Origin of the sequence: Zoogloea sp. LCSB751, from assembly GCF_002028455.1 — a bacterium.
Classification (GTDB): domain Bacteria; phylum Pseudomonadota; class Gammaproteobacteria; order Burkholderiales; family Rhodocyclaceae; genus Zoogloea.
Map to the genome: position 1 here is coordinate 95,165 of NZ_MWUM01000007.1, position 23,726 is coordinate 118,890.

At 68.7% G+C, this 23,726-nt stretch carries 24 protein-coding genes; 15 read left to right on the top strand and 9 right to left on the bottom strand.

What is annotated here, in order from left to right:
- Window positions 1-12: 12 nt before the first annotated feature.
- Window positions 13-2,289, bottom strand: a complete 2,277-nt coding sequence (locus B4920_RS10125; protein ID WP_161493274.1) for a CHASE2 domain-containing protein — start codon at window positions 2,287-2,289, stop codon at window positions 13-15.
- A 262-nt stretch (window positions 2,290-2,551) separates the two neighbouring features.
- Here B4920_RS10125 and mscL point away from each other — a divergent pair, with 262 nt between their 5' ends.
- On the top strand, window positions 2,552-2,980 hold the full coding sequence (mscL, locus tag B4920_RS10130) for a large conductance mechanosensitive channel protein MscL (protein ID WP_079434550.1): 429 nt from the start codon (window positions 2,552-2,554) through the stop codon (window positions 2,978-2,980).
- A gap of 27 nt (window positions 2,981-3,007) precedes the next feature.
- Here the strand turns inward: mscL and B4920_RS10135 are convergent, their stop codons facing one another.
- From B4920_RS10135 to pyrE, 4 genes are all read right to left on the bottom strand, one after another.
- Window positions 3,008-3,736 (bottom strand): response regulator transcription factor, encoded by a 729-nt coding sequence (locus B4920_RS10135; protein WP_216819822.1) that lies wholly within the window; start codon window positions 3,734-3,736, stop codon window positions 3,008-3,010.
- Between the two features lie 61 nt (window positions 3,737-3,797).
- Window positions 3,798-4,439: an MBL fold metallo-hydrolase gene (locus tag B4920_RS10140; protein WP_079434552.1), complete on the bottom strand. Its 642-nt coding sequence runs from the start codon at window positions 4,437-4,439 to the stop codon at window positions 3,798-3,800.
- 46 nt (window positions 4,440-4,485) lie between these two features.
- Window positions 4,486-5,115, bottom strand: a complete 630-nt coding sequence (locus B4920_RS10145) for a hypothetical protein (protein WP_079434553.1) — start codon at window positions 5,113-5,115, stop codon at window positions 4,486-4,488.
- Window positions 5,116-5,119: 4 nt separating this feature from the next.
- A complete protein-coding gene (pyrE, locus tag B4920_RS10150; protein ID WP_079434555.1) occupies window positions 5,120-5,767 on the bottom strand; it encodes an orotate phosphoribosyltransferase in 648 nt (215 codons plus the stop codon).
- A 34-nt stretch (window positions 5,768-5,801) separates the two neighbouring features.
- Between pyrE and B4920_RS10155 the strand changes: the two genes are divergently transcribed.
- From B4920_RS10155 to B4920_RS10210, 12 genes are all read left to right on the top strand, one after another.
- Window positions 5,802-6,590, top strand: coding sequence for an exodeoxyribonuclease III (locus B4920_RS10155; RefSeq protein WP_079434557.1), 789 nt, complete (start codon window positions 5,802-5,804; stop codon window positions 6,588-6,590).
- A gap of 150 nt (window positions 6,591-6,740) precedes the next feature.
- Window positions 6,741-7,226: a rubrerythrin family protein gene (locus B4920_RS10160; RefSeq protein WP_079434559.1), complete on the top strand. Its 486-nt coding sequence runs from the start codon at window positions 6,741-6,743 to the stop codon at window positions 7,224-7,226.
- A gap of 54 nt (window positions 7,227-7,280) precedes the next feature.
- Entirely contained in the window at window positions 7,281-7,445 is a 165-nt protein-coding gene (locus B4920_RS10165; protein WP_079434560.1) for a rubredoxin, read from the top strand.
- Window positions 7,446-7,521: 76 nt separating this feature from the next.
- Window positions 7,522-8,682, top strand: coding sequence for an NAD(P)/FAD-dependent oxidoreductase (locus B4920_RS10170; protein ID WP_079434561.1), 1,161 nt, complete (start codon window positions 7,522-7,524; stop codon window positions 8,680-8,682).
- 118 nt (window positions 8,683-8,800) lie between these two features.
- Window positions 8,801-9,478: a CerR family C-terminal domain-containing protein gene (locus tag B4920_RS10175; RefSeq protein ID WP_079434562.1), complete on the top strand. Its 678-nt coding sequence runs from the start codon at window positions 8,801-8,803 to the stop codon at window positions 9,476-9,478.
- Entirely contained in the window at window positions 9,475-10,929 is a 1,455-nt protein-coding gene (locus B4920_RS10180; RefSeq protein ID WP_079434563.1) for an efflux transporter outer membrane subunit, read from the top strand. The genes B4920_RS10175 and B4920_RS10180 overlap by 4 nt, the downstream gene beginning before the upstream one ends.
- A complete protein-coding gene (locus B4920_RS10185) occupies window positions 10,926-12,062 on the top strand; it encodes an efflux RND transporter periplasmic adaptor subunit (protein WP_079434564.1) in 1,137 nt (378 codons plus the stop codon). Before B4920_RS10180 ends, B4920_RS10185 begins: the two co-directional genes overlap by 4 nt.
- A gap of 10 nt (window positions 12,063-12,072) precedes the next feature.
- A complete protein-coding gene (locus B4920_RS10190) occupies window positions 12,073-15,156 on the top strand; it encodes an efflux RND transporter permease subunit (RefSeq protein ID WP_079434565.1) in 3,084 nt (1,027 codons plus the stop codon).
- 115 nt (window positions 15,157-15,271) lie between these two features.
- Window positions 15,272-15,580: a YqjD family protein gene (locus B4920_RS10195; RefSeq protein WP_079434566.1), complete on the top strand. Its 309-nt coding sequence runs from the start codon at window positions 15,272-15,274 to the stop codon at window positions 15,578-15,580.
- A 12-nt stretch (window positions 15,581-15,592) separates the two neighbouring features.
- On the top strand, window positions 15,593-15,976 hold the full coding sequence (locus B4920_RS10200) for a phage holin family protein (protein ID WP_079434567.1): 384 nt from the start codon (window positions 15,593-15,595) through the stop codon (window positions 15,974-15,976).
- Window positions 15,973-16,257, top strand: a complete 285-nt coding sequence (locus B4920_RS10205) for a YqjK-like family protein (RefSeq protein WP_079434568.1) — start codon at window positions 15,973-15,975, stop codon at window positions 16,255-16,257. Before B4920_RS10200 ends, B4920_RS10205 begins: the two co-directional genes overlap by 4 nt.
- An 11-nt stretch (window positions 16,258-16,268) precedes the next feature.
- Complete coding sequence (locus tag B4920_RS10210; protein ID WP_079434569.1) at window positions 16,269-16,832, top strand: hypoxanthine-guanine phosphoribosyltransferase; 564 nt, start codon at window positions 16,269-16,271, stop codon at window positions 16,830-16,832.
- A 131-nt stretch (window positions 16,833-16,963) separates the two neighbouring features.
- Here B4920_RS10210 and B4920_RS10215 read toward each other — a convergent pair whose 3' ends face one another.
- On the bottom strand, window positions 16,964-17,398 hold the full coding sequence (locus tag B4920_RS10215) for a MarR family winged helix-turn-helix transcriptional regulator (protein ID WP_079434570.1): 435 nt from the start codon (window positions 17,396-17,398) through the stop codon (window positions 16,964-16,966).
- 73 nt (window positions 17,399-17,471) lie between these two features.
- Between B4920_RS10215 and B4920_RS10220 the strand changes: the two genes are divergently transcribed.
- Complete coding sequence (locus tag B4920_RS10220; RefSeq protein WP_079434571.1) at window positions 17,472-18,635, top strand: PLP-dependent aminotransferase family protein; 1,164 nt, start codon at window positions 17,472-17,474, stop codon at window positions 18,633-18,635.
- A gap of 8 nt (window positions 18,636-18,643) precedes the next feature.
- On the opposite strand, the gene B4920_RS10225 is transcribed toward B4920_RS10220, so the two are convergent.
- From B4920_RS10225 to B4920_RS10235, 3 genes are read right to left on the bottom strand one after another with little or no spacing between them, the layout of a single operon-like run.
- Window positions 18,644-19,936 (bottom strand): cobyrinate a,c-diamide synthase, encoded by a 1,293-nt coding sequence (locus B4920_RS10225; RefSeq protein ID WP_079434572.1) that lies wholly within the window; start codon window positions 19,934-19,936, stop codon window positions 18,644-18,646.
- Window positions 19,933-20,724, bottom strand: a complete 792-nt coding sequence (cobA, locus tag B4920_RS10230; protein ID WP_079434573.1) for a uroporphyrinogen-III C-methyltransferase — start codon at window positions 20,722-20,724, stop codon at window positions 19,933-19,935. The genes B4920_RS10225 and cobA overlap by 4 nt, the downstream gene beginning before the upstream one ends.
- 24 nt (window positions 20,725-20,748) lie before the next feature.
- Window positions 20,749-22,755 (bottom strand): hypothetical protein, encoded by a 2,007-nt coding sequence (locus B4920_RS10235; RefSeq protein ID WP_139379482.1) that lies wholly within the window; start codon window positions 22,753-22,755, stop codon window positions 20,749-20,751.
- A gap of 180 nt (window positions 22,756-22,935) precedes the next feature.
- Here B4920_RS10235 and B4920_RS10240 point away from each other — a divergent pair, with 180 nt between their 5' ends.
- Complete coding sequence (locus B4920_RS10240; RefSeq protein ID WP_079434575.1) at window positions 22,936-23,661, top strand: carbonic anhydrase family protein; 726 nt, start codon at window positions 22,936-22,938, stop codon at window positions 23,659-23,661.
- The last annotated feature ends 65 nt before the right edge of the window (window positions 23,662-23,726 follow it).

Below are 23,726 nucleotides of genomic sequence, written 5' to 3' on the forward strand. Positions count from 1 at the left end.
CCGGCCACCGGCTCAGGCGGGCAGCGAAGTGGCGAGCGGAATCCGCAGCGGCAGGCGCAGTTCGAAGGTGCTGCCCTGGCCCGGCGTACTGTCCACTGTCACCGTTCCGCCGTGGCGTTCGGCCACGGTCTTGACGATCAGCAAACCCAGGCCAACCCCGGACGGTTGCGTGGGCCCATCCCCGCCAACCCGGCTGAAACGCTTGAAAAGGCGCGGCAGGGCGGCGCGGGGAATACCGGCGCCCTGGTCACGGACGCGGATCACCCAGTCGCTCCCGTCGGCCTGCAGGCACACCGCCACGGTACTTTCCGGCGCACCGTACTTGATCGCATTGGTCAGCAGGTTGATCACCGCCCGCCGCAACAGGGAGAAATCGCCACGCACGATAGGCTCCTCGCTGTCCGCAGCATGGGTGTCCACAGCCACCCGGATGCCGCGGGCGTGGGCCTGGGGCCACACTTCGTCGGCGGCCGAGTCCACCAGGCCGGCCAGGTCCAGCTCGACGAAGTCTCTGGGGTCAGACCCCTCCGCGCGCACCAGACGGAACAGGCCGTCGGCCAGATCGAGGGCCGATCGGGCGTAGCGGGCGATGCGCGGAATCTGCGCCACCTGCTGTTCCGGCGGGGCATCGCGCCCTTCGATGAGGGTCAGGATGGAAGCCAGCGGAGCGCGCAGGTCGTGGGACAGAAAATGCATGGTGTCCTCGCGGCTGCGGCGCGCCTCGTGCATCACCGTCACGTCGGCCAGGCCGATGACCCGCCCCGACGGCACGCCGGACTCGAGGACCAGGTCGGCCACCGACACCAGCAGGCAGTGCCGTTCATCGCTGGCCAGCTCGAACTGACGGGCACCCTTGAAGCCCCCCAGGTCGGGCAGACCATTGCGCATCGGCAGGTAGGCCGGCCACGGCAGCGCCCGCAGAGCCTCGAGCACGGCTTCGCCCTGGCTGGCATGGAGCAGCAGGCGCGCCTGGCCGTTGTGCAGGATCACCCGGTCAAGCGGATCGATGACCACCACCCCGATGGGCAGGTTTTCGAGGGTCGCCGCCATGAAGCGGCGCACGTCACGCTGGTGCTGGGCAACCTGCCGGACGATGCCAATGCGCCGCTCCAGCGGATCTGCACTGCGGCCCCCGATCTGCTTCGGCGGCTCGCCGAAGGACGTTCCCTCGCGTTCCAGGGCGACCAGCTCGGCATCCAGGTAACGCTGGGCGGACTCCAGACGCCGCCAGCTCCACAAGGGATAAGCCAGCGCGCAACCGACCACCGCCGGAGCGGGGCCGAACCACCAGCCCCCCAGGTGGAGACCGAGAAAAGCCAGCGCCACGGCCCACCCGCCGAGCAGGAAGGTGGCGATCAGGCCGGCGCTGGGGCCTGCATGCAGCAGGAACAACATCAGCACCACCACCAGGACCGCTGCCACCGTCGCCGCCGCCCACGGGGGTAGGGCGGTCACAGTGGCGCCGCGGCGCAGCGCTTCGAAAACGTTGGCCTGCACTTCGATCCCCGGCATCGGCCGCAGCAGGCCGGAGGTTGGCGTGGGCACCGCCTCGCCGAGGCCGCTGGCCGTCAGACCGACGAACAGGATCTTTCCGCGCAACGCGGCCGCCGGCACATCGCCGTTGAGTACGGCCCGGAAGGGGTAATGGGTGTAGCTGCCCGGCGGTCCCGAGAAACGGATATGCAGCCAATCGGCCCGCTGCCACAGCACGTTGTCGAGCCCATCGGCCAGCGGCGGCTCCGGGTAGCGCCGCGCCGCCTCCGGTGCGACCAGACGCAGCAGGGCCAGGGCGAGGTGGGGATTGCGCGCCGCACCGAAGCCGCCCCACAGGTACAGGCTGCGCACGATGCCATCCGGGTCGAACTCCACCTGATCATGGCCCAGGGATGCGGCGGCATTGGCAAACAGCGGCAACGGCAACTCCTCGCCCATACCCGAGCCTGCCTGGCGCAGGGGCAACACGACCTTCGGGAAATCGCGCATGGCCTGGGCCAGGATGCGGTCGCCTTCCGGATCGTCGTGGTTGGCCGCCTCCAGCGGCAGATCCAGAACCACTGCGGCAGCACCGGCCGAGCGTGCCTGCTCGATCAACCGGGCGTGGAGACGACGGGACCATGGCCAACGCCCGACGCTGGCCAGGCTGGCATCGTCGATGGCAATGATCACCAGGTCGGAACTCGGCGGTCGCAACCAGCTGGACAGGGCATCGTCGTATAGGGTCTGGTCGATACGCCACAACCAGCCCTCGCAGGCTGACAATCCCGCCAGCAAGGCGCAGAGTAACGTCACCGCCAGCCACTCTAGGGTGGGCCGGTGCGAAGAAGCGGCAACGCGGTTCAAAGCGGTCTCTTGATCGAAATGCGACCACTATATTAGGTTATTGTTCTACCCGAAGTGCAATACTTCGCAAACTCGATCTTCATGAACGCTATCGGGCTCGATAACATTCGGTATTGTCAAATTTGCGCGTTTCTTACACTTGTCGGGTCGAGCCGCCATCGCCGGCAGACCGATCGCAAGCCTTCATAGACTCATCCATCAAGGAGCAGCCATGAGTGTTATCCAGGAATTCAAGGAATTCGCCGTCAAGGGCAACGTCGTCGATCTGGCCGTCGGTGTGATCATCGGCGGTGCCTTCCAGAAGATCGTCGACTCCCTCGTCAAGGACATGCTGATGCCCGTCCTCGGCAAACTGCTGGGCGGGGTGGACTTCAAGCACTTCTACCTCAACCTGGGCGACAAGACCTACGAATCCATGGAAGCCGCCGAAAAGGCCGGCGCGCCGCTGTTCAAATACGGCGTATTCATCAATTCTGTGATCGACTTCCTGATCGTGGCCTTCGCCATCTTCATGGCGATCAAGGCCATCAACAAGCTGAAGCGCGAGGAACCGGTCGTCGAGGCGGCCCCGGCCGAGCCGCCGGCAGAACCGGAAGACGTGAAACTGCTGCGGGAAATCCGCGATGCGCTGAAGAAGTAGACGCACCGCGGTCCATCGTCATTGCCCTCAGTCGGGCGAGACGATGGGCGTGCCGAGGGCGGATGACTCGGACGGGTCGATCCGCTCGAGGCGGTAGCCGAAATTGTAGGTGGGGGTCAGGCGGAAGCCATTCTCGGGCCGCAGGTTGAGCTTGCTGCGCACGCGGCTGATATGGGTATCCACCGTGCGCGTCGCCAGGGACGGGTTGCGCCCCCACACGGCCTCGAGCAGATGGCCACGGGACAACAGACGTCCGAGGTTGCGGAACAGGAAGGCCGCCAGCTCGAATTCCTTGTCCGTCAGATCCACCCCGGTGCCATCGATAACAAGGGTCTTCTTGGCCAGATCGAAATGGTACGAGCCCACCGTCAACGTCTGGTTGGGGCTCTTCGGCTGGGCTCGCCGCAATACCGCCTCGATGCGCGACAGCAGCTCGATGCGACGCGGCGGCTTGACGACGTAATCGTCGGCGCCGGCGCTGAAGGCATTGGCGATGTCCTCCTCGGCATCCCGCGAAGTGATGAAGATCGCCGGCGTATCGTTGCTGCGCTCGACGCGCAGCCAGCGCAGCACCTGCTCGCCGGTCAGATCCGGCAACATCCAGTCCACCAGCAACAGGTCGAAGCTCTCGCGACTTGCCACACGCATGAACTCACGGGCCAGGGTGAAACCGTGCACGTCGTGCCCGGCCTCCTTGAGCCAGGCGGTCAGTACCTCCATCTGGGCTGGATCGTCCTCGATAATCGCAAATCGCACGCAGACCTACCTTTTTCTGAAATTGAAGCTCGTCGCCGGAAAACGCGGGGGCATCTGCTGCCTAAGCGTAGTCGCCCACATAAGGATTGCTGTCACGCTCTTCGCCGAAGGTGGACATCGGCCCATGACCGGGAATGAAGGACACATCGTTACCCAGCGGCCACAGCTTGCTGCGGATGGAATTCACCAGATCGGCGTGGTTGCCGCGCGGGAAATCGGTACGCCCGATCGACCCGGCAAACAGCACGTCACCAACCACCGCCAGGCGCGCCGACGGGCTGAAGAACACCACGTGCCCCGGCGTGTGGCCGGGGCAATGCAGCACCTCCAGGGTTTCCTGCCCCACCGTCACCGTGTCCCCATCGACCAGCCAGCGGTCCGGCGCGAAGGTCTCCACCTGCGGAAAGCCGAACATCTTGCTCTGCTGCGGCAGCGCGTCGATCCAGAAGCGCTCTTCCTGCTCGGGCCCTTCGACCGGTACGGCGAGGTGCCGGGCCAGCTCGGCGGTACCGCCGGCGTGATCGATGTGACCATGGGTCAGCAGGATCTTCTCCACCACCACACCCAGCTGATCGATCGCGGCCACAATCCGCTCCACGTCGCCCCCCGGATCGACGACGGCCGCCTTGCGGCTCACGTCGCACCACAGCAGGGAGCAGTTCTGTTCAAAAGGCGTGACGGGAACGATCTTGTATCGAAGCATGGTCGGAAAACCGGTCAGGTAGTCGGATGTAAGGCCCCGGCAGCGCTCAACGCTGGGGCAGCGGAGCCGGATGCGATTCGGTCAACGCAATGTAGCGACTGCGATCCTGCTCGAAACGGCTGCGGATGGCCTCGATATCCCGCTTTTTGGCGTCGATCACCACCCCTTGCGCCGCCAGCTCGCCGTCGGACTCCCGCAGCGCGGCCGCCAGACTGGGGGGCAGACCCCGTTTCTGATAGAACTCCGCCTCGCGGGTCAGGCCGGTGCGCTTCTGCAGCAACTGGGCACGCACCGCCTCGGCCTGCTTGAGTTCAAGCAGTACGCTCTGGATCGCGCGATCGCGCCGCGCATCGATGTCGGCCACGCTGGAATAGGTTTCCAGCAGGGACTGGTTGCGGCGCTGCTCGGCCCGCAAGCGGACCTGCTCGGCGCGCCGGGCGCGGTCCTCGGCTTCCTTGCGGGCCAGTTGCTCGGGCGTCAGCGGCGCCTCCACCAGGCGGCGCACGGTACCCTGCGGGCTCATCTCACGGTAGCTCTTGCCATAGCACTGGGCTGGCAATACGTCGCCGCACACCTGATGACCATTGTCCGAGCAGCAATATACGGTCCGGGAGGGCGCCTGCGCGCCCACCGGCAACGCCGCCAACAGCGCACACAGCAGAGCCAGCCGTTGCATGGGGTCAGCGCTCTCCGCTCACGCCATAGGTGTCGCGATAACGTTGAACGGCGTCCAGGTTGGCATTCAGCGCCGGACTGTCGGTCAGGTAGCCGATCAGATCGCTCAGGTTGGCCACCGCCAGCACCGGAATCCCGTAGGCATCGCGCACTTCCTGCACCGCCGACAGCGTGCCGGTACCACGCTCCATGCGGTCGAGGGCGATCACCACCGCCGACGGCGTGGCGCCATGGGCACGGATGATCTCCACCGATTCACGCACCGAGGTACCCGCCGAAATCACATCGTCGAGAATCGCCACCCGGCCGACCAGCGGAGCGCCGATCAAGGTACCGCCCTCGCCGTGGTCCTTGGCTTCCTTGCGGTTGAAGCAGAACGGCAGGTTGTGGCCACGCTCGGCAAGGCGCATCGCGGTGCCAGCCACCAGCGGGATGCCCTTGTAGGCCGGCCCGAACAGCATGTCGCACGGCAACTGCGCAGCCAGCAGGGTCTGTGCGTAGAAATCGCACAGCCGGCCGAAGGAGGCACCGTCGTTGAACAAACCGGCGTTGAAGAAATAGGGGGAGAGACGGCCCGCCTTGGTGACGAACTCTCCAAACCTCAGCACGCCCTTTTCACAGGAGAGGGCGATGAAATCACGGCTAAAATCCACGTCGTTTCCAAAAAAATGGACTAAAACGAACAAAATGTTACGCGTCGTCACCGCCAACCTCAATGGCATCCGTTCAGCCAGCGTGAAAGGCTTCCTCACATGGCTCGGCCAGCAAAATGCCGATGTCGTATGTGTACAGGAATTGAAGGCTCAACTGCAGGATCTTACGCCCGAAATGAGCGCCCCGGCCGGCATGACGGGATACTTCCACTGCGCCGCCAAGAAAGGCTACAGCGGCGTCGGCATCTACACCCGCCGGGCCCCCGACCGCATCGTCGAGGGCCTCGGCCACGAGGAGTTCGACCTGGAAGGCCGTTACCTGCAGGCCGACTTCGGCAATCTGTCGGTCGTCTCCCTGTACCTACCGTCGGGCTCCAGCTCCGAAGAGCGCCAGGCCGCCAAGTTCCGCTTCATGGACCTGTTCCTGCCCCACATGGCCGAACTGCGGGGCAGCGGCCGCGACGTGGTGGTGTGCGGCGACTGGAACATCGCCCACCAGGCCATCGACCTCAAGAACTGGCGCTCCAACCAGAAGAACTCCGGCTTCCTGCCCGAGGAACGGGCCTGGCTGGGCCGTCTGTTCGACGAGCACGGCTGGGTGGACACCTACCGCCGCCTCCATCCCGAAGCCACCGACGCCTGCTACACCTGGTGGTCCAACCGCGGCCAGGCCTGGGCCAAGAACGTCGGCTGGCGGCTGGACTACCAGATCGCCACGCCCGAACTCGGCGCCCGCGCCGTGCGTACCTCCGTTTACAAAGACGAACGCTTCAGCGACCACGCTCCGCTGACCGTCGACTACGACCTGCCCTTCGCTGGCTGATCCATGTCGCCCCCGTCGGGGCGACATCATCTATTAATAGTTAACAACTATTAAAATTCTTTAAATAATCAATTTCAAGTATTTTCCCCACCGCCATACCATGGTCTCCATCGAATCCCGATCGACGCGAAAACCACCAGGAGAACCATCATGGCAAACCCCTTCCACAACCCCGCCTCGGCCACCATCCAGAACCTCGAAGCCGCCTTCGCCGGCGAATCGATGGCTCACATCAAGTACCGCTACTTCGCCAAGTTGTGCCGCGAAATGGGCGACGAGGAAACCGCCAAAGCCTTCGAAGCCACCGCCGACCAGGAAGTGATGCACGCCTTCGGCCACCTCGACCTGCTCTACCCGAAGGCCAGGATGAGCCCGGCCCGCGCCTTGCAGTTCGCCATCGAAGGCGAGACCTACGAGTACACCGAGATGTACCCGGCCTTCCGCCACACCGCCGTCGCCGAAGGCCACGACGCTGCGGTACGGGAAATCGACGAGCAGATCGCCGAGTCGAAGGAGCATGCGGAACAGTTCCGTGCCGTACTCGACAAGGCCGCCAAGCGCTTTGCTGCCCTCGCCAAGGTCGAGGAACGCCACGCCGCCCACTACCAGGCCGCCCTCGACAAGATCGGCGCCTGAACGCAACCCGACCCCATTCCATCCCGACATTCAGACCAAAAAGGAAAGCGCACCATGAAAACCTACCAGTGCATCGTTTGCGGCTTCATCTACGACGAAACCGCCGGCCTCCCCGACGAAGGCATCGCGCCCGGCACCCGCTGGGCCGACATCCCCGACGACTGGGCCTGTCCCGACTGCGGCGTCGCCAAGTCGGACTTCGAGATGGTCGAGATCTGACCCTTCCCATCCGGGCGGCGCGCCTTCCCTTTCCACACCGCCCCGCCCCGTCAGCCCACTTCGCGAGGACCTACCGATGCCCCATCCCGACTTGCCCATCCTCATCCTCGGCACCGGCCTCGCCGGTTACAACCTGGCCCGCGAGATCCGCAAGCTCGACAAGACCGTCCCACTGGTGCTGGTCAGCCGCGACGCCGCCCCCTTCTACTCCAAGCCGATGCTCTCCAACGCGCTGGCCGGCGGCAAGACCGCTGAGTCGCTGGTGATGAAGAGCGCCGAACGGATGGCCGAGGAACTCGGCGCCCGGATCCTCGCCCACACCCAGGTGACCGCCTTCGACGCGGCAGCCCGCCAGGTCACCTTCACCAACGGTCAACAGCTTGCCTACCGGGACCTCGTGCTCGCTGTCGGGGCCGACCCGATCCGCCTGCCCCTCGATGGTGACGGCGCCACCGACGTACTGTCGGTCAACGATCTCGACGACTTCGCCCGCTTCAGCGCCCGCCTCGACGGCGTGCAGCGCATCGCCATCCTCGGCGGTGGCCTGATCGGTTGCGAGTTCGCCAACGACCTGCTGGCCCGCAGCATCGCGCCGACAGTGCTCGATCCCGCCCCGTGGCCCCTCGGCCGTCTGCTGCCGGAAGCCGCCGGACACTGGTTCCAGCAACGCCTCGAAGCCGCCGGCGTCCGCTTCCGCATGGGCACCGCGGCACGCAGCGTCGCCCGCCGGGCCGACGGCTATCGCCTCGAACTCGACGACGGCAGCCAACTCGACGTGGACCTCGTGCTGTCGGCGGTCGGCCTGCGCCCGCGTAGCGGCATCGCCGCCGCTGCAGGGCTCGCCACCCAGCGCGGCATCGTCGTGGACCGCCGCCTGGCCGCCAGCGCACCGCATGTCTACGCGATCGGCGACTGTGCCGAGGTGGACGGCCTCAGCCTGCCCTTCGTGATGCCGATCATGCAGCAGGTCCGCGCACTGGCCCAGACCCTCGTCGGCACCCCGACCGACGTACGCTACCCGGCCATGCCGGTACTGGTGAAAACACCGGCGGCGCCGACGGTGGTCGCCCCACCCGCCGCCGGCACGGATGGCGCATGGCAAGTGGCTGATGACCGCGACGGCCTGACGGCCCGCTTCGTTGCAGCGGATGGCAGCCTGCGCGGCTTTGCCCTGCTCGGCAGCGCAACCGGCGGCAAACAGGCCCTCGCCGCCCAGTTGCCCGCCACGCTGGGCTGACGGAGATCATCCCGCCGGCTGCAGGGCGTTGACCATGCCATGTCGATCGACTAAAGTCAGTCGATTGACTAACTTAACACCCCGGAGTCGCTGATACACGCTCCGGGGCGTGTGCGCCATGACCGCCAGCCCCGCCCACCTGCCAACCCGCGCCGACGGCATCCAGGCCCGCCGCCGCCTGCTCGAAGCCGCGCTGCCGCTGTTCGCCGCCAAGGGCTACCAGCAGACCTCGACCCGCGAGATCGCCGACGCCGCCGGCGCCAACCTGGCCGCGATCAACTACTACTTCGGCGACAAGGCCGGCCTCTACCGGGCCGTCTTCAGCGAATCCCTGTGCGCCGACGACAAGAAGGCCACCCCGCTCCCCGGCGAGGCCGCCAGCCTGCCGCTGGAGGCCATCCTCGCCGGCTTCTTCCGGGATTTCCTCACCCCGCTGAAGAACGGCGCACCGGTAGACCTGATGATGCGCCTGCACTTCCGCGAACTGGTCGATCCCAGCGGCGTCCTCGGACGGGAACACGACGCTGAGCTGGCCGCCCTCTACACCGGCCTCGCCAGCCTGCTGACCCAGCGTCTCGGTCTCGCCACGGCGGACGCCGACATCCAGCGCCTGGCCCACTCCATCATCGGCCTGGCGCTGCCCTACTACGTCGCCCGCGACCTGCTCGAACGGGTCAGCACCGAGCTGCTGGCTGACGTGGCCGCCGTCGACACCCTCGCCGAACGGCTCGCCGGCTATGCCCTGGCGATGGTGGACAGCGAACGTCAGCGGCGCCAGGCGGGGAACATCGAATGAGCATGCCTCTGCGCAGCTGCATCGCCCTGCTGGCCCTGCTCGGCCTGTCCGCCTGCGGCGTGCTGCCGCGCGTCGGCCCCGACTACCAGGCCCCCGCACTCCCCGCACCGGCCGACTGGCAAGCCCCGCAGCCACACAACGGCCAGCTCGCCAACCTCACCGACTGGTGGCGGCGCCTCGACGACCCGCTGCTACCCGAACTGATCGAGGCCGCCGAGCGGGAAAGCGCCAGCCTCGCCCAGGCCCGCGCACGCATCGCCCAGGCCCGTGCCTCGGCGGTGGCGGCCGACGTCGCCGGCCTGCCCACCGTCGATGGCAGCATCGCCGCCAAGCGCGCGGCCTTCACCTTCGGCGCCCCGACCACCTTCCAGACCACCCGCCAGGCCTCCGTGATGGCCAACTGGGAGATCGACCTGTTCGGCGGCCTGGCCCGCGACCAACAAGGTGCCGAAGCCCGCCTCGCCGCCAGCGCCGCCCGCTGGCACGCCGCGCGCGTGTCGGTAGCCGCCGAAACCGCCGACGCCTACCTGCAGCTGCGCTACCAGGAACGCCGCCTGGCCCAGGCCGAAGCCGACGCCGCCTCCCGCACCGCCACCGCGGAACTCACCCGCAAGCTCGGCAATGCCGGCTTCAACGCCCCCTCCGACGTGGCCCTCGCCAGCGCCAGCGCCGCCGACGGCGCCGCCACGGTGGCCGACCTGCGCGCCGCCCGCGACCGCCAGATCAAGGCCCTGGTCGCCCTCACGGGGCTCGACGAGACCGCGCTGCGCCAACGCCTCGCCACCGCCAGCGGACGCTTCCCCACGCCTGCCGCCTTCGCCATCGACACGCTGCCGGCCCGCCTGCTCGCCCAGCGCCCCGACGTGGCCGCCGCCGAACGGGATCTCGCCGCTGCCAGCGCAGCCATCGGCAGTGCCGCCGCCGAGCGTTATCCGCGCCTGACCCTGGCCGGCTTCTTCACCCCGCTGCGCCTCAACACCAACGGCCAGCGCAGCTCCGCCACCACCTGGTCAATCAGCCCCACGCTGGCCATGCCGCTGTTCGACGGTGGCCGCGTCGCCGCCAACGTGGAAGCCGCCCGTGCCGACTACGCCGCCGCCGAAGCAGCCTACCGCCAGGCCGTGCGCAACGCGGTCAGCGAAGTCGAACAAGCCCTCGTGCGCCTCGACGCCGCCGCCACCCGCGAGGCGGACGTGCGCCGCGCCGCCGCCGGCTACCGCCAGGCCTACGGCGCCACAGAATCCCGCCAGCGCGCCGGCTTCGCCAGCCTGCTCGAACTCGAAGACGCCCGCCGCACCCTGCTCGCCGCCGACACCGCAGTAGCCGGCTGGGAGCAGGAACGGGCCTCCGCGTGGATCGCCCTGTACCGGGCTATCGGCGGCGGCTGGTCCGCCACCGACACGGCCGCCCCCCAAGTTACCCAAGTTCCCTCCCCGGACGACGCCCGATGAAGTCCCTCTGCGCCCCCCTGATCGCCAGCCTGCTGGCCGGCCTCCTGACCGCCTGCTCCTCGGAGGCACCTCCGCCCGAAGCGGCCAAACCCGCTGCCGGGCCCGCCAAGCCGGCCCTCGCGGTGACTACCGTCAGCCCGGAAGGCCGCGAGTTGCCCCGCGGGCTGGTCGCCAACGGCAGCGTCGCCGCCTGGCAGGAAGCCTCCATCGGCGCCGAATCCGGCGGCCTCCGTCTCGCCGACGTGAAGGTCAATGTGGGCAGCCCGGTCAAGCGCGGCGAACTGCTCGCCGAATTCGCCGCCGACGTCCCCCTCGCCGAACAGGCCCAGGCCCGCGCCAGCCTCGCCGAAGCGGAAGCCGCGCTACAGGAGGCCCGCGCCAACGCGGCCCGGGCCCGCTCGGTCGAAGCCAGCGGCGGCCTCAGTCCCCAGCAGATCCAGCAATACCTGACTGCCGAAGCCACCGCCGACGCGCGCCGCCAGGCCGCCCGCGCCAGCCTCGCCAGCGCCGACCTGCGCGTGCGCCACACCCACGTGGTGGCCAGCGACGACGGCGTGATCTCCTTCCGCGCCGCCGGCGCTACCGTCGGCGCGGTGGTGCCCCAGGGCCAGGAGCTGTTCCGCCTGATCCGCCAGCAGCGCCTCGAATGGCGAGCCGAAGTCCCGGCCGCCGAGCTGGCCCGCGTCCGCGTCGGCCAACCGGTGCAGCTCACCGCGCCCGGCGGCGAGCGGGTCACCGGCACCGTGCGCACGCTGGCCCCCACGGTCGATGTGCAGAGCCGCAACGCTCTGGTCTATGTGGATCTGCCGGCTGCCGCCGGCAAGGGCGTCAATGCGCCCTTCAAGGCCGGCATGTTCGCCCGCGGCGAGTTCGCGCTGGCCGCCAGCCGCGGCCTGACCCTGCCGCGCCAGGCAGTGGCGCTGCGCGACGGCTTCAACTACGTGTTCCGCATCGGCGACGGCAACCGCGTCGTGCAGACCAAGGTCGAGGTCGGCCGGCGTGATGGCGAACGCGTCGAGATCCTCTCCGGCCTGCCCGCCGACGCACGGGTGGTGGCCAGCGGCGCCGGCTTCCTCGACGACGGCGACCTGGTCCAGGTGACAGCGCCTGGCCCCCAGGCCCCGGGCAAGTGAGCGGCACGCCATGAACTTTTCCGCCCTGTCGATCCGCAACCCGGTCCCGGCGATCCTGCTCTTCATCCTGCTCAGCCTGGCCGGTCTGCTGGCCTTCAAGAGCACCGGCGTGCAGGACTTCCCGGACATCGAGCTGCCAGTGGTCACCGTCAAGGCCAGCCTGCCCGGCGCCGCCCCCGGCACGCTGGAGACGGAGGTCGCCCGCAAACTCGAGAACAGCATCGCGACCCTCGCCCAGATCAAGCGCATGCACACCACCATCCTCGACGGCGAGGTCACGGTGGCCATCGAGTTCGAGCTGGAGAAGAACACCAACGAGGCCGAGACCGAGGTGCGTGCCGCGGTCAGCCGCGTGCGCGCCGACCTGCCCGCCGACGTGCGCGACCCGGTGGTCGCCAAGATCGTCACCGCCGGCCGGCCCCTCGGCGCATGGACGATCCGCGCCGACAGCCACGACGAGGAATCCCTCAGCTGGCTGGTGGACGACGCGGTCACCCGGCGCCTGCTGGCGGTCAAGGGCGTCGGCGCGGTGAAGCGCCTCGGCGGCGTGATCCGGGAAGTACGCATCGAGCTCGACGCCGAGCGGATGGCCGCCCTCGGCGTCAGCGCCGCCGACGTGTCCCGCCAGCTGCGCCGCGCCCAGCAGGAAGCCCCCGGCGGCCGCGGCGACGTGGGCGGCGGCGAGCAGGCCGTGCGCACCATCGCCACCGTCGCCAATGCCCGCGACCTGGGCGCCATCGACATCCCGCTGTCCGAAGGGCGCAGCGTGCGCATGGACCGCATCGCCAGAATCACCGACACCATCGCCGAGCGCCGTTCCGTGGCCCTCTTCGACGGCAAGCCGGTGGTCGGCTTCGAGGTCTCGCGCACCAAGGGCGCCAGCGAGATCACCGTCGCCGCCGGTGTCGCCAAGGCCATCGCCGACCTGGAGGCAGCCCATCCCGGCGTGCATTTCGCCCACGCCTACGACAACGTCGCCCCGGTACAGGAGAACTTCGACGGCTCGATGCAGCTCCTCTACGAAGGCGCGCTGCTGGCGGTGCTGGTGGTCTGGTGGTTCCTGCGCGACTGGCGCGCCACCCTGGTCGCCGCGCTGGCCCTGCCCCTGTCAGTAATCCCGACCTTCCTCGGCATGGCCTGGTTCGGCTTCACCCTCAACACCGTCACCCTGCTGTCGCTGGCGCTGGTGGTCGGCATCCTGGTGGACGACGCGATCGTCGAGATCGAGAACATCGCCCGCCACCTGCGCATGGGCAAGACGCCGCTGCAGGCCGCTATGGAGGCCGCCGACGAGATCGGCATGGCGGTCATCGCCACCACCTTCGCGCTGGTCGCGGTGTTCCTGCCCACCGCCTTCATGGCCGGCATCGCCGGCAAGTTCTTCAAGCAGTTCGGGTGGACCGCGGTGCTGGCCATCCTCGCCTCCCTGGTCGTCGCCCGCCTGCTGACGCCGATGATGGCCGCCTACTTCCTGAAGCCGGTGCCCCATGGCGAAGTACCCGAGCGCCGCCTGATGCGCGCTTACATGGCCTCGATGGAGTGGTGCCTGCGCCACCGTTTCCTGACCCTGCTCGGCGCGATCGCCTTCCTGGTCGGCTCTGTGATGCTGATCCCGCTGCTGCCGACCGGCTTCGTGCCGCCCGCCGACCGCGCCCAGACCCTGGTCAACGTGGAGCTCCCGCCGGGCAGCACCCTGAAGGAAACCTGGACCGCCGCCGAGCAGGCCCGCCAGGCCATCGCGGTGATGCCCGACGTGAAGGCCGTGCTCAGCTCGATAGGCGGCGGCGCCGCCGGCAACGGCTTCAACCCTGGCGCCGCCGCCGAGGTGCGCCGCGCCGTGCTCACCGTGACCCTCAGCCACCGCACCCAGCGGGAACGCAACCAGCAGGCCGTCGAAGTGGAGATGCGCCAGCGCCTGGCCGTGCTACCGGGCATGCGCATCACCGTCGGGCCGGCGGATTCCGGCGTGAAGATGCTGCTGGTGTTGAAGAGCGACGACCCGGCCACACTAGCCCTCGCCGCCCAGGCCGCCACCCGCGACCTGCGCACGCTGCAGGGCATCGGCAACATTACCTCCAGCGCCAGCCTGGTACGCCCGGAAGTGGTGATCCGCCCCGACTTCGCCCGCGCCGCCGACCTGGGCGTCACCGCCGAGGCCATCGCCGACACGATCCGCATCGCCACCGCCGGCGACTACGACGTCGGCCTCGCCAAGCTCAACCTGGAGCGCCGCCAGGTGCCGATCCGCGTACGCCTGCCGGACGCCGAACGGGCCGATCTGGAAGCCATCGGCCGCCTGCAGGTGCCGGGCAGGAACGGCCCGGTGTTCCTCGCCAACGTGGCGGACATCGCGATGGACAGCGGCCCGGCCCAGGTGAGCCGTCTCGACCGCGCCCGCAACGTGACCCTCGAAGTGGAGCTCGGCCAGCGCGAACTCGGCTCGGTGTACCAGGAAGCCCTGGCCCTGCCGGGGCTGGCCAGGCTGCCGCCCGGCGTGACGCTGGCCGACTCCGGCGACACCGAGGTCATGCAGGAGCTGTTCGGCAGCTTCGGGCTGGCGATGGGCATCGGCGTGCTGTGCATCTACATGGTGCTGGTGCTGCTGTTCGGCGGTTTCACCCAGCCGGTGACCATCCTGGCAGCCCTCCCGCTGGCCATCGGTGGCGCCTTCGTGGCGCTGCTGGTCACCCACAACAGCTTCTCGATGCCGTCGCTGATCGGCCTCCTGATGCTGATGGGCATCGTCACCAAGAACTCCATCCTGCTCGTCGAGTACGCCATCGAGGCCCGCCACGGCCGCGGAGGTACGCCGCTCAGCCGCCACGACGCGCTGGTGGATGCCTGCCGCAAGCGCGCCCGCCCGATCGTCATGACGTCCCTGGCGATGGGCGCCGGCATGCTGCCGATCGCCCTCGGCCTCGGCGCCGACCCCAGCTTCCGCGCGCCGATGGCCACCGCAGTGATCGGCGGGCTGATCAGCTCGACGCTGCTGAGCCTGCTGGTGGTGCCCGCCGTGTACACCTACGTGGACGATCTGGAAGGCTTGCTGGCCCGCGTACTGCGCCGTTCCAGGCCACTGGCGCAGCCAGAATGAATTGCCTTGGGCACCGATTGGGATTAGCCTAGACCCGGAAATACAAGTGGCTACTGCAAGACCCTCCAAGCCATATACCAATCCTCGATACCGCCAATCATTGGGAGAAAAAGCCATGAGCGACGCACAAGTGACCAAGGACAAACTCGTCACCGATTTCAAGGCCGTGGTGGCCGACACCGAAGAACTGCTCAAGCTGACCGCCGGCCAGGCTGGCGACAAGGTCGCGGACGTCCGCGCCCGCCTCGGCGACCGCCTCACCAGCGCCAAGTACAAGCTGCAGGACCTGGAAGCCGCCGTCGTGCAGAAGACCAAGGCCGCTGCCCGCGCCACCGACGATTACGTGCATGACAACCCCTGGAAGGCCGTCGGCGTGGCCGCCGGCGTCGGCTTCCTGCTGGGCCTGCTGGTCAATCGCCGCTAAGCGCCACCGCGCATGAGCGACTCCGCGCCCTCGCGCCTCGGCGAGTCCCTGAAGGGGCTTGCCGATTCGGGTCTGGCTACCGTCCAGACCCGTCTCGAACTCTTCGCGGTCGAGCTGAAGGAAGAAAAGCTGCGCGCCGGCAGCTTCCTTTTCGACACCGTGCTCGCCGCGCTCTTCATCGGCTTCGGCTTCGTGTTCCTGCTGGCCTTCCTGACCGTGCTGCTGTGGGACAGCCACCGTTTGCTGGCCCTCGGCCTCGCCACCACCGGGCTGTTCGCCGCCGGCGTGTGGGCGGCCACCCGGGCTGCCGCAAGGCTGCGTTCCGGCTCGCGCCTGTTCGCCTCCAGCCTGGCAGAACTGGCCCAGGACCGGGAAGCCCTGCGGCCGGAAGAATGAACCCCGAACTCGTCGAACTCGCGCTGCGCAAGCAACGCCTGCAGATCCGCTGCAGCGAACAGCGCGACGCGCTGATCCACCACGCCCAGGCCTTCGCACCGGTGCTGCACGGCGTCGACCGCATCGGCGACGGCCTGCGCTGGGCGCGCCACAACGCCCCGCTGCTGAGCGGCATCGCGGTGTTCGCACTGGTCGTCCGTCCCCGCGCGGCAATCCGCTGGGCCCGCCGCGGCTGGCTTGGCTGGCAGTTGCTGCGCCGGGTCCGCAATCTGATTCCCTGATCGCCATTGCCATGACCACCACCGTCGACCTCGAGGAAATCTGCCGGGCCCGCGAAGAAGCCGACTGCCTGTGCACGCCGGCCGAAGTGGACGCCGCCCTCAACCAGCTCGCCGCCGACATCACCGTCCGCCTGCAGGACAAGAACCCGCTGGTCTATGTGGTGATGAACGGCGGCCTGATCCTCGCCGGCCGCCTGCTGCCGCGCCTGCCCTTCCCGCTGGAACTGGCTTACCTGCACGCCACCCGCTACGGCCACGCGCTGCAAGGCACCCTGCTCGACTGGCGCGTGCGCCCGACCCAGGACCTGCGCGACCGCACGGTACTGGTGCTCGACGACATCCTCGACGAAGGCCACACGCTGGCCGCCATCATCGACTACCTGAAGCAGGAAGGCGCCCGCGAAGTCCATTCCGCGGTGCTGGTGCACAAGGTGCACGACCGCAAGGCCTACCCCGGCATGCGCGCCGACTTCACCGGCCTCGACGTGGCCGACCGCTTCCTGTTCGGCGGCGGCATGGACTACAAGGGCTACTGGCGCAACGCACCCGGCATCTACGCGCTGAAGGGCCACTGAGCCACCAAACGCCAGACTTGCCTGCCAGGGCTGGCTCAGTGGGGGCGAATTCATTCGCCCCCACGGGAATTCGCACAGCAACAAGACAGGGCCGGCTGGCCCGGTCGCAGACTTTTTCCCTTCTTCCCGGTTCAGCGCCCCGTCACCAGCGCCGCCATCGCGCGGCGCCAGCCGGCAGCGGCTTCCGGACCGGCCTCAGCGAAGACCTTCTCCAGCATTTCCATCTGCGTTCCCGACAGCTGCGCCTCCAGCGCCGCGCCTTCGGCGGTGAGTTGCAGGCGCTTCACACGCCGGTCGTTGTCAGCCGCCGCAGTGCCCACCAGGCCGTCGTCCACCAACTGGCGTAAGGGCGCATGCAGCGCCTGCTTGCTGACGCCCAGGGTGGTCAGCAGGGCATTCACCGCGATCCCCGGATTACGCCCGACGAAATACAGGATGCGGTGATGCACGCGCCCTAGGCCACGCTGGGCCAGGATGTCGTCCGGCGGCGCGGTGAAAGCCCGGTAGGCGAAGTAGAACAGTTCGATGGCCTCGCGGAGCTCGGCCTGGCGATTTAGGTCAATCATGTTGACATTATTCCGGAAGAAGATCAGGATTTATAGGTCAATATTATTGACTTAATTCTTTCTGGAGACTTCCATGCCGACTACCCCCTCCCCGCGCCTGCCGACCTCCCTTTCCGCCCGTGTGCACGATCTGCACCCGTCGCCGATCCGGGAGATCCTGGCCGTCGTAGGGCGCCCCGGCATGATCTCCTTCGCCGGCGGGCTGCCGGCCGCCGAGACCTTTCCCGAGTTCGGTCTGGCCGCCCCCACCGACGCTCTGCAGTACGGCCCCACCGAGGGCGATCCGCAACTGCGCACGCGCATTGCCGAAGAGCTCGGCCGCCGCGGTCTTGACTGCGGCCCGGAACGCATCCTCGTGCTGTCCGGCTCCCAGCAGGGCATCGATCTGGTCGGCAAGCTGTTCGTCGACCCGGGCACGCCGGTGGCCGTCGAATCGCCCACTTACCTGGCCGCGCTGCAGGTGTTCCGCTTTTTCGGGGCGCGCTTCGTGCCCTTCACGGCGGCCGAGGTCAATGCCGCAGCCCTCCGCGACAGCCGGCCGGCGCTGGCCTACGCCATCCCGACCTTCCAGAATCCCACCGGGTATTGCTACAGCGCTGCCGAACGACAGGCGCTGGCGACAGCCTGCGGCGAAGCCGGCGTGCCGCTGTTCGAGGACGACCCCTACCGCGACCTGATCTACGATACCTGCGAACGGCGCCCGGTGTGCGCAGCGCTGACGGACAGCCCGTGGATCTACCAGGGCTCCTTCTCGAAGAGCCTGGCGCCGGGCCTGCGCCTCGGCTTCCTGGCCGCCTCCCCTGATCTGTTCCCCTACCTGGTGCGCCTCAAGCAGGCCGCCGACCTGCACAGCAACCGCCTCAGCCAGTGGCTGGTGCTGCAGCAACTGGAATCCCCGACGCGGGCCGAACGCCTCGCCGGGCTGGCCGACTTCTACCGCCACAAGCGCAACCTGTTTGCAGCGGCGCTGGAACGCCATTTCGGCGCCCTGGCGAGCTGGAGCGTGCCCAAGGGGGGTCTGTTCTTCTGGCTGCAGCTGAAACGCCGCATCGACACCCGTCAACTGCTGCCGCTGGCCATCGAGGAGGGCGTCGCCTTCATGCCCGGCGAAGCCTTCTACCCGGACGCGCCGGAGGCCACCGGCACGCTGCGCCTCAACTTCAGCCACGCCAGCGAGGACGAGATCGACCGTGGACTGGCCCGGCTGGCGGCGCTGATCGCCCGCCAGCCGGCCTGACCAGGCCCTCAGGCGCCGAACAGCGCGGCGCTGGCGACCGGATTGGACGGGAAGTAGAAATGCACGTAGGAGGCCGTCACCCGGCCCAGCCGGTAGATCGCCTCGCCGTCCTTGCCGCCACGCAGGCTGCTGGCGCGGGTCAGGGGCTGCAGCGGGGTCTCGCTCTTCGAGTAATGGAAGGTGTGGCCGGTGAGCCGCCCTTCCGGCAGTTCCGCCACCTGCGTGCCGAGGGCCGCCAGCCGCGCCTGCATGCGCGTGTGGCCGGGCAGCACGCCTGAGCCCGGGAAGGTTGCGCCTTCCTTGTCGGTGATGCTCTCGAACAGGCTCATCATGCCGCCGCATTCGGCCAGCAGCGGCTTGCCGGCCGCCACGTGGGCATGCAGATCGGCCTGCCAGCGCGCATTGGCGGCCAGCGCCTCGGCATGCAGCTCGGGATAACCGCCGGGCAGCCACAGCGCGTCGCAGTCCGGCAAGGCATCGCCGGCCAGCGGCGAGAAGAAGCTCACTTCGGCGCCGAGCCCGGCCAGCGTGTCCAGATTGGCCGGGTAGATGAAGCCGAAGGCCGCGTCGCGGGCGATGGCGATGCGCCGGCCGCGCAGGATCGCATCCACCGGCGGACGCTCGACCGCCGGAAAGCTCACCGGCGGCGACAGGTCCGCCGCACCGGTGCGCGCCAAGTGGTCGGCCAGGCGATCGAGGCGCGCGTCGAGATCGGCGATCTCGGCCGCCTGCAGCAGGCCCAGATGGCGTTCCGGCAGCGCTGCGTCGGCATCCCGCGGCAAGGCGCCGTACCAGGCAATGCCGGGCCCGAGGCTGTCCTGCAGCAGCTTGGCGTGGCCTTCGCTGCCCACGTGGTTGGCCAGCACGCCGGAGAACGGCAAATCCGGCTGCCAGGTGGCGAGACCATGCACCAGCGCGCCGAAAGTCTGCGCCATCGCCTTGGCATCGATCACTGCCATCACCGGAATGCCGAAGCGGCGCGCGATGTCGGCGCCGGACGGCGCGCCATCGAAGAGGCCCATGACCCCCTCGACGAGGATCAGGTCGGCCTTCTGCGCAGCCGCGTGCAAGCGCCAGGCGGCGTCTTCGGCGCCGCACATGCCCAGGTCCAGGTTGTACACCGGCGCTCCGCTGGCCACCGCGTGGATCTGCGGGTCGAGGAAGTCCGGACCGCACTTGAACACCCGCACCTTGCGCCCCTGGCGGGTGTGCAGGCGGGCCAGTGCGGCGGTGACAGTGGTCTTGCCCTGGCCGGAGGCCTGGGCCGCGACGAACAGGGCCGGACAGGCGGCTGCGCTCATTCCTTCACCTCCGGTTGGAACCAGGCCAGACGCGACTGCAGGCCGACCACGTCGCCGACGATGGTCAGCGCCGGCGGCGTGATGCCGGCTTCCTTTACCGCCGCCGCCAGGCCGGCCAGATCGGACGTCACCACCCGCTGGGCCTTGGTCGTGCCGCGCCGCACCACCGCCGCCGGCGTCGTGGCGGCCAGGCCGTGGGCGACCAGCTGGGCGCAGATCGTCGCCAGCTGGGTAATGCCCATGTAGAACACCAGGGTCTGCTTGGGGCGGGCCAGCATGCCCCAGTCCAGGTCCACCGAGCCGTCCTTGAGGTGGCCGGTGACGAAGATGCACGACTGGGCGAAATCCCGGTGGGTCAGCGGAATCCCCGCGTAGGCGCCGATACCGGCCGCCGCGGTGATGCCGGGAATCACCTCGAAGGGCACGCCGGCCTTCACCAGCTCTTCCACTTCCTCACCGCCGCGTCCGAAGATGAACGGATCGCCACCCTTCAGGCGCACGACGCGCTTGCCTGCCTGGGCCAAGCGCACCAGCAAGGCGTTGATGCCTTCCTGCGGCAACGAGTGGTTGGAGGCCTTCTTGCCCACATAGATGCGCTCGATGGCGGTCGGCACGCAGTCGAGCACTTCCTTGCTGACGAGGTTGTCGTAGACCAGCACATCTGCCTCGAACAACAGGCGGAAGGCGCGCAGCGTCAGCAGTTCCGGATCGCCGGGGCCGGCACCGACCAGATAGACCCAGCCTGGCTTGGCCGGGGAACGTTCGCGGGGAAGAGAGGCAGCAGGCACGTCAGCGCTCCACGGTCGAAAGTCTCAGGATAGTGCCGGCTTGCGCCACAAGGCCAGGCGCACCGGCGCACTGGGCATGAAACGCAGGCGCCCGGCCACCGTCTCGCCGCAGGACAGGCTCAATTCCTGCCACGCTTCGGCCGGCACCTGGGCGGCGAAGGCCAGCAGCTCGGCGCGGGCCTGATCGTCCTCGGCGCTGGCCACCAGGCGTCCGCCCGGCGCCAGGCGCGCCCACGCGGCAGCCAGCCAGTCGCCAAGCCCCGCCGCACCACGGATGAACACCGCCTCCGGCGCCGGCCATTCACGGCAACGCAGCGGCGACGCACTCCCGATTGCCAACAGGTTGTCGCCAACCCCGGCCAACGGAATGCTCATCCCCAGCAGGCTCGGCTCCATGCCCACCGCGCGCACCCGCGCCGTCGGCACCGCCCGCGCCCACTCGAGGGCCAGGCTGGCCTCGCCGTCGGAGATCGCCCAGCCGGTTTCCCACGCCGCCGGCTGCAGCCAGGCCAGCGCCAGCGTACGCACGGCCAGCGGCAGCGCCGCGGGCGCCCCTTCGCCGAGGGCGGCGTCGGACAGCCCCGGCAGCTCGGCGAACAGCCCGTTCGACGGCCCCGTCGCGACGATCAGCACCGCCCGCGGATCGAAGGGCTCGCGCAGCTCGACCAGCTCGGACGCCAGCCAGGCCCGCGCCTGCAGCGCGCCCGAGGAGAATTCACAGACCCAGACACGGGCGCCGGCAAAGCCGCTGTCCAGCAGCAGGCGCGCCACCGCCACCGGCGTAGCGGCATCGGCGGTCGGCAGGGCCAACAGACGATGGGCGCGCAACTGGCCGCGCAGCGTCGCCAGCGGCGCCCGCCGCAGGTCCACCACCGACACGATCTCGGCCGACAGGCCCAGCGCGGCGCAGGCCGCCTGCACCCGCCCGACACCGGGCAGCACGCGCACATTGGCCGGGCCCAGTTCGGCCAGCAGTTCGGCGGCCGGACCATCGCCGGCGCCGTCGCCGGTCACCACCAGCACGCTGCCAGCATGGCCGACGGCACGCACGTCCACATGGGCCGACTCGGCAGCGCACAGCTGCTGGGGTACCTTCAGTTCGAGACCGGCCAGGCGGTCGAGCGCATCGGCCGTGCCCAACACCACCCGTGCGCTACGCAAGACCGTCAGCGCCTCGGACGACAGCACCGGTGGTACGTCCAGCCCCAGGCTGACGACGGTCAGCGGAGCCGGCTCGGCGGCAGTCACTGCTGAGTCAGCGTCAATCTTGCCGGCGGCCTCGGCGGCGACGTCCGGTGGCGCCCCTACGGCTTCGGTTTCGCCGGGCACCGCGGCAGACGCGTCACTCTCGGCAAGCCCATCAGCAGCCGCAACAGACTCATCCGCCTCGCCTTCCGACAGCGCATCGGCATTCCGCTCCCGGTCCTCGCCATGACCGTTCCGCTCACCCTTGCCGCGCCGGCGCTTGCGCTTGCGCCGCAGGCCCGCCGGGGCGACAACCGCCTCACCGTCGGCAAGCGGCTGTGCATCGTCGGACTCCCCGGGCGCAGTACCAGCGGCGTCCACCTGCCCGGCGGGCATGTCGGACTCCGGCTCCGGCTCAAGCTCCGCTGCCGGCTCGACCCTGGCCGGTTGCGGCAGCTCTACGGACGTCACGGCCTCGACCGCTGCAGGTGCAGGTTCAGCGGGAAGCGCCACGGCGGGCGCCTCAACCGGCGCGACCACCGCTGGCGTCGCGTCGGCGGCCGCTTCCACCGCCGCAAACAGATCCGCCGTCGTCTCCACGACGACTGCCACTTCGGCCTTCGGCTTGCGCGGTGCACGTTTGGCACGAGGCTTGGCCGGCTTCTCGGCCGCTGGGGCCTCGACAGCCTCCACGACGGTGGGGGCTGCCTCGGCAGCGGGAGCATCGGCCACGACTTCGGCTTTCTTGCGCGAGGTCCGGGCGGGGGCCTTGCGGCGGGCCGGCTTGGCAGGCACCTCCGCGTCCGCCGGCGTGGCCGGCGGCTCGAAATTCTGTTCTTCGCTCATGTTCTGGCGGCCGCGCCCACGCACGACCGGAAAAACGGGGGACGCAGGATAGCACGAAGCCTTTTATGGCCGAGGACAGGGACAAAACTGATACGGCTCAAGGCGGCGGCTATTGAAAATGCCCCCAATGCCAATAAGGCAAAGTAATATTAAAAGCCGTTATTTTTATAGGGGTATTCAATGCGCAGCAAATCCATCCTTGCCCTGGCCCTCTCAGCCTTCGCCGTCAGCACGCCGGTACTTGCCGACGACCACGGCGGCCCGGTTGCACCGAAGCCCTACACCACCGGCGCCACCCTCACCAAGTCCGTCCAGGCCAGCATCACGCCGGACAAGGCGCTGGAAATCCTGAAGGCTGGCAATCTCCGCTTCGCCGCCGACAAGCCCCTCAAGCGCAATCTCAAGGCACGGGTCCAGGCCACCGCCCTCGGCCAGTTCCCCTTCGCCAGCGTCGTCGGCTGTATCGATTCCCGCGCTGCACCGGAGGTGGTCTTCGACCAGAGCGTCGGCGACATCTTCGCCGCACGCGTGGCCGGCAACACGATCAACGAGGACATCCTCGGCAGCCTCGAATACGCCTCCAAGGTGGCCGGCTCGCGGCTGGTGGTGGTCCTCGGCCACACCGGCTGCGGCGCCATCAAGGGTGCCTGCGACGACGTGAAGCTCGGCAACCTGACCGGCCTACTGGCCAAGTTCAAGCCGGCCGTCGCCGCCGCCTCCACGCCCGGCGAGCACAACTCCCACAACCACGCCTTCGTGGACGAAGTGACCGAGCTCAACGTGAAGCAGGTCGTCCAGCGCATCCGCGACCAGAGCCCGATCCTCAAGGGTCTGGAAGACGAAGGCAAGATCAGGATCGTCGGCGCCTTGTACGACACCAGCAGCGGCAAGGTGAGCTGGTACTGAGCCAGCGCCGTGCAGGGGGTCCATCACAGATCCCCGGCGCCATGTGACGAGGCCCGCTTTCGCGG

Bases quoted from the DNA above. Each gene is read 5' to 3' on its own strand.
- mscL (WP_079434550.1), top strand. From the start codon at position 2,552: ATGAGTGTTATCCAGGAATTCAAGGAATTCGCCGTCAAGGGCAACGTC.
- B4920_RS10140 (WP_079434552.1), bottom strand. From the start codon at position 4,439: ATGCTTCGATACAAGATCGTTCCCGTCACGCCTTTTGAACAGAACTGC.
- B4920_RS10145 (WP_079434553.1), bottom strand. From the start codon at position 5,115: ATGCAACGGCTGGCTCTGCTGTGTGCGCTGTTGGCGGCGTTGCCGGTG.
- B4920_RS10155 (WP_079434557.1), top strand. From the start codon at position 5,802: ATGTTACGCGTCGTCACCGCCAACCTCAATGGCATCCGTTCAGCCAGC.
- B4920_RS10160 (WP_079434559.1), top strand. From the start codon at position 6,741: ATGGCAAACCCCTTCCACAACCCCGCCTCGGCCACCATCCAGAACCTC.
- B4920_RS10165 (WP_079434560.1), top strand. From the start codon at position 7,281: ATGAAAACCTACCAGTGCATCGTTTGCGGCTTCATCTACGACGAAACC.
- B4920_RS10170 (WP_079434561.1), top strand. From the start codon at position 7,522: ATGCCCCATCCCGACTTGCCCATCCTCATCCTCGGCACCGGCCTCGCC.
- B4920_RS10175 (WP_079434562.1), top strand. From the start codon at position 8,801: ATGACCGCCAGCCCCGCCCACCTGCCAACCCGCGCCGACGGCATCCAG.
- B4920_RS10180 (WP_079434563.1), top strand. From the start codon at position 9,475: ATGAGCATGCCTCTGCGCAGCTGCATCGCCCTGCTGGCCCTGCTCGGC.
- B4920_RS10185 (WP_079434564.1), top strand. From the start codon at position 10,926: ATGAAGTCCCTCTGCGCCCCCCTGATCGCCAGCCTGCTGGCCGGCCTC.
- B4920_RS10190 (WP_079434565.1), top strand. From the start codon at position 12,073: ATGAACTTTTCCGCCCTGTCGATCCGCAACCCGGTCCCGGCGATCCTG.
- B4920_RS10195 (WP_079434566.1), top strand. From the start codon at position 15,272: ATGAGCGACGCACAAGTGACCAAGGACAAACTCGTCACCGATTTCAAG.
- B4920_RS10200 (WP_079434567.1), top strand. From the start codon at position 15,593: ATGAGCGACTCCGCGCCCTCGCGCCTCGGCGAGTCCCTGAAGGGGCTT.
- B4920_RS10205 (WP_079434568.1), top strand. From the start codon at position 15,973: ATGAACCCCGAACTCGTCGAACTCGCGCTGCGCAAGCAACGCCTGCAG.
- B4920_RS10210 (WP_079434569.1), top strand. From the start codon at position 16,269: ATGACCACCACCGTCGACCTCGAGGAAATCTGCCGGGCCCGCGAAGAA.
- B4920_RS10215 (WP_079434570.1), bottom strand. From the start codon at position 17,398: ATGATTGACCTAAATCGCCAGGCCGAGCTCCGCGAGGCCATCGAACTG.
- B4920_RS10220 (WP_079434571.1), top strand. From the start codon at position 17,472: ATGCCGACTACCCCCTCCCCGCGCCTGCCGACCTCCCTTTCCGCCCGT.
- B4920_RS10225 (WP_079434572.1), bottom strand. From the start codon at position 19,936: ATGAGCGCAGCCGCCTGTCCGGCCCTGTTCGTCGCGGCCCAGGCCTCC.
- B4920_RS10235 (WP_139379482.1), bottom strand. From the start codon at position 22,755: ATGAGCGAAGAACAGAATTTCGAGCCGCCGGCCACGCCGGCGGACGCG.
- B4920_RS10240 (WP_079434575.1), top strand. From the start codon at position 22,936: ATGCGCAGCAAATCCATCCTTGCCCTGGCCCTCTCAGCCTTCGCCGTC.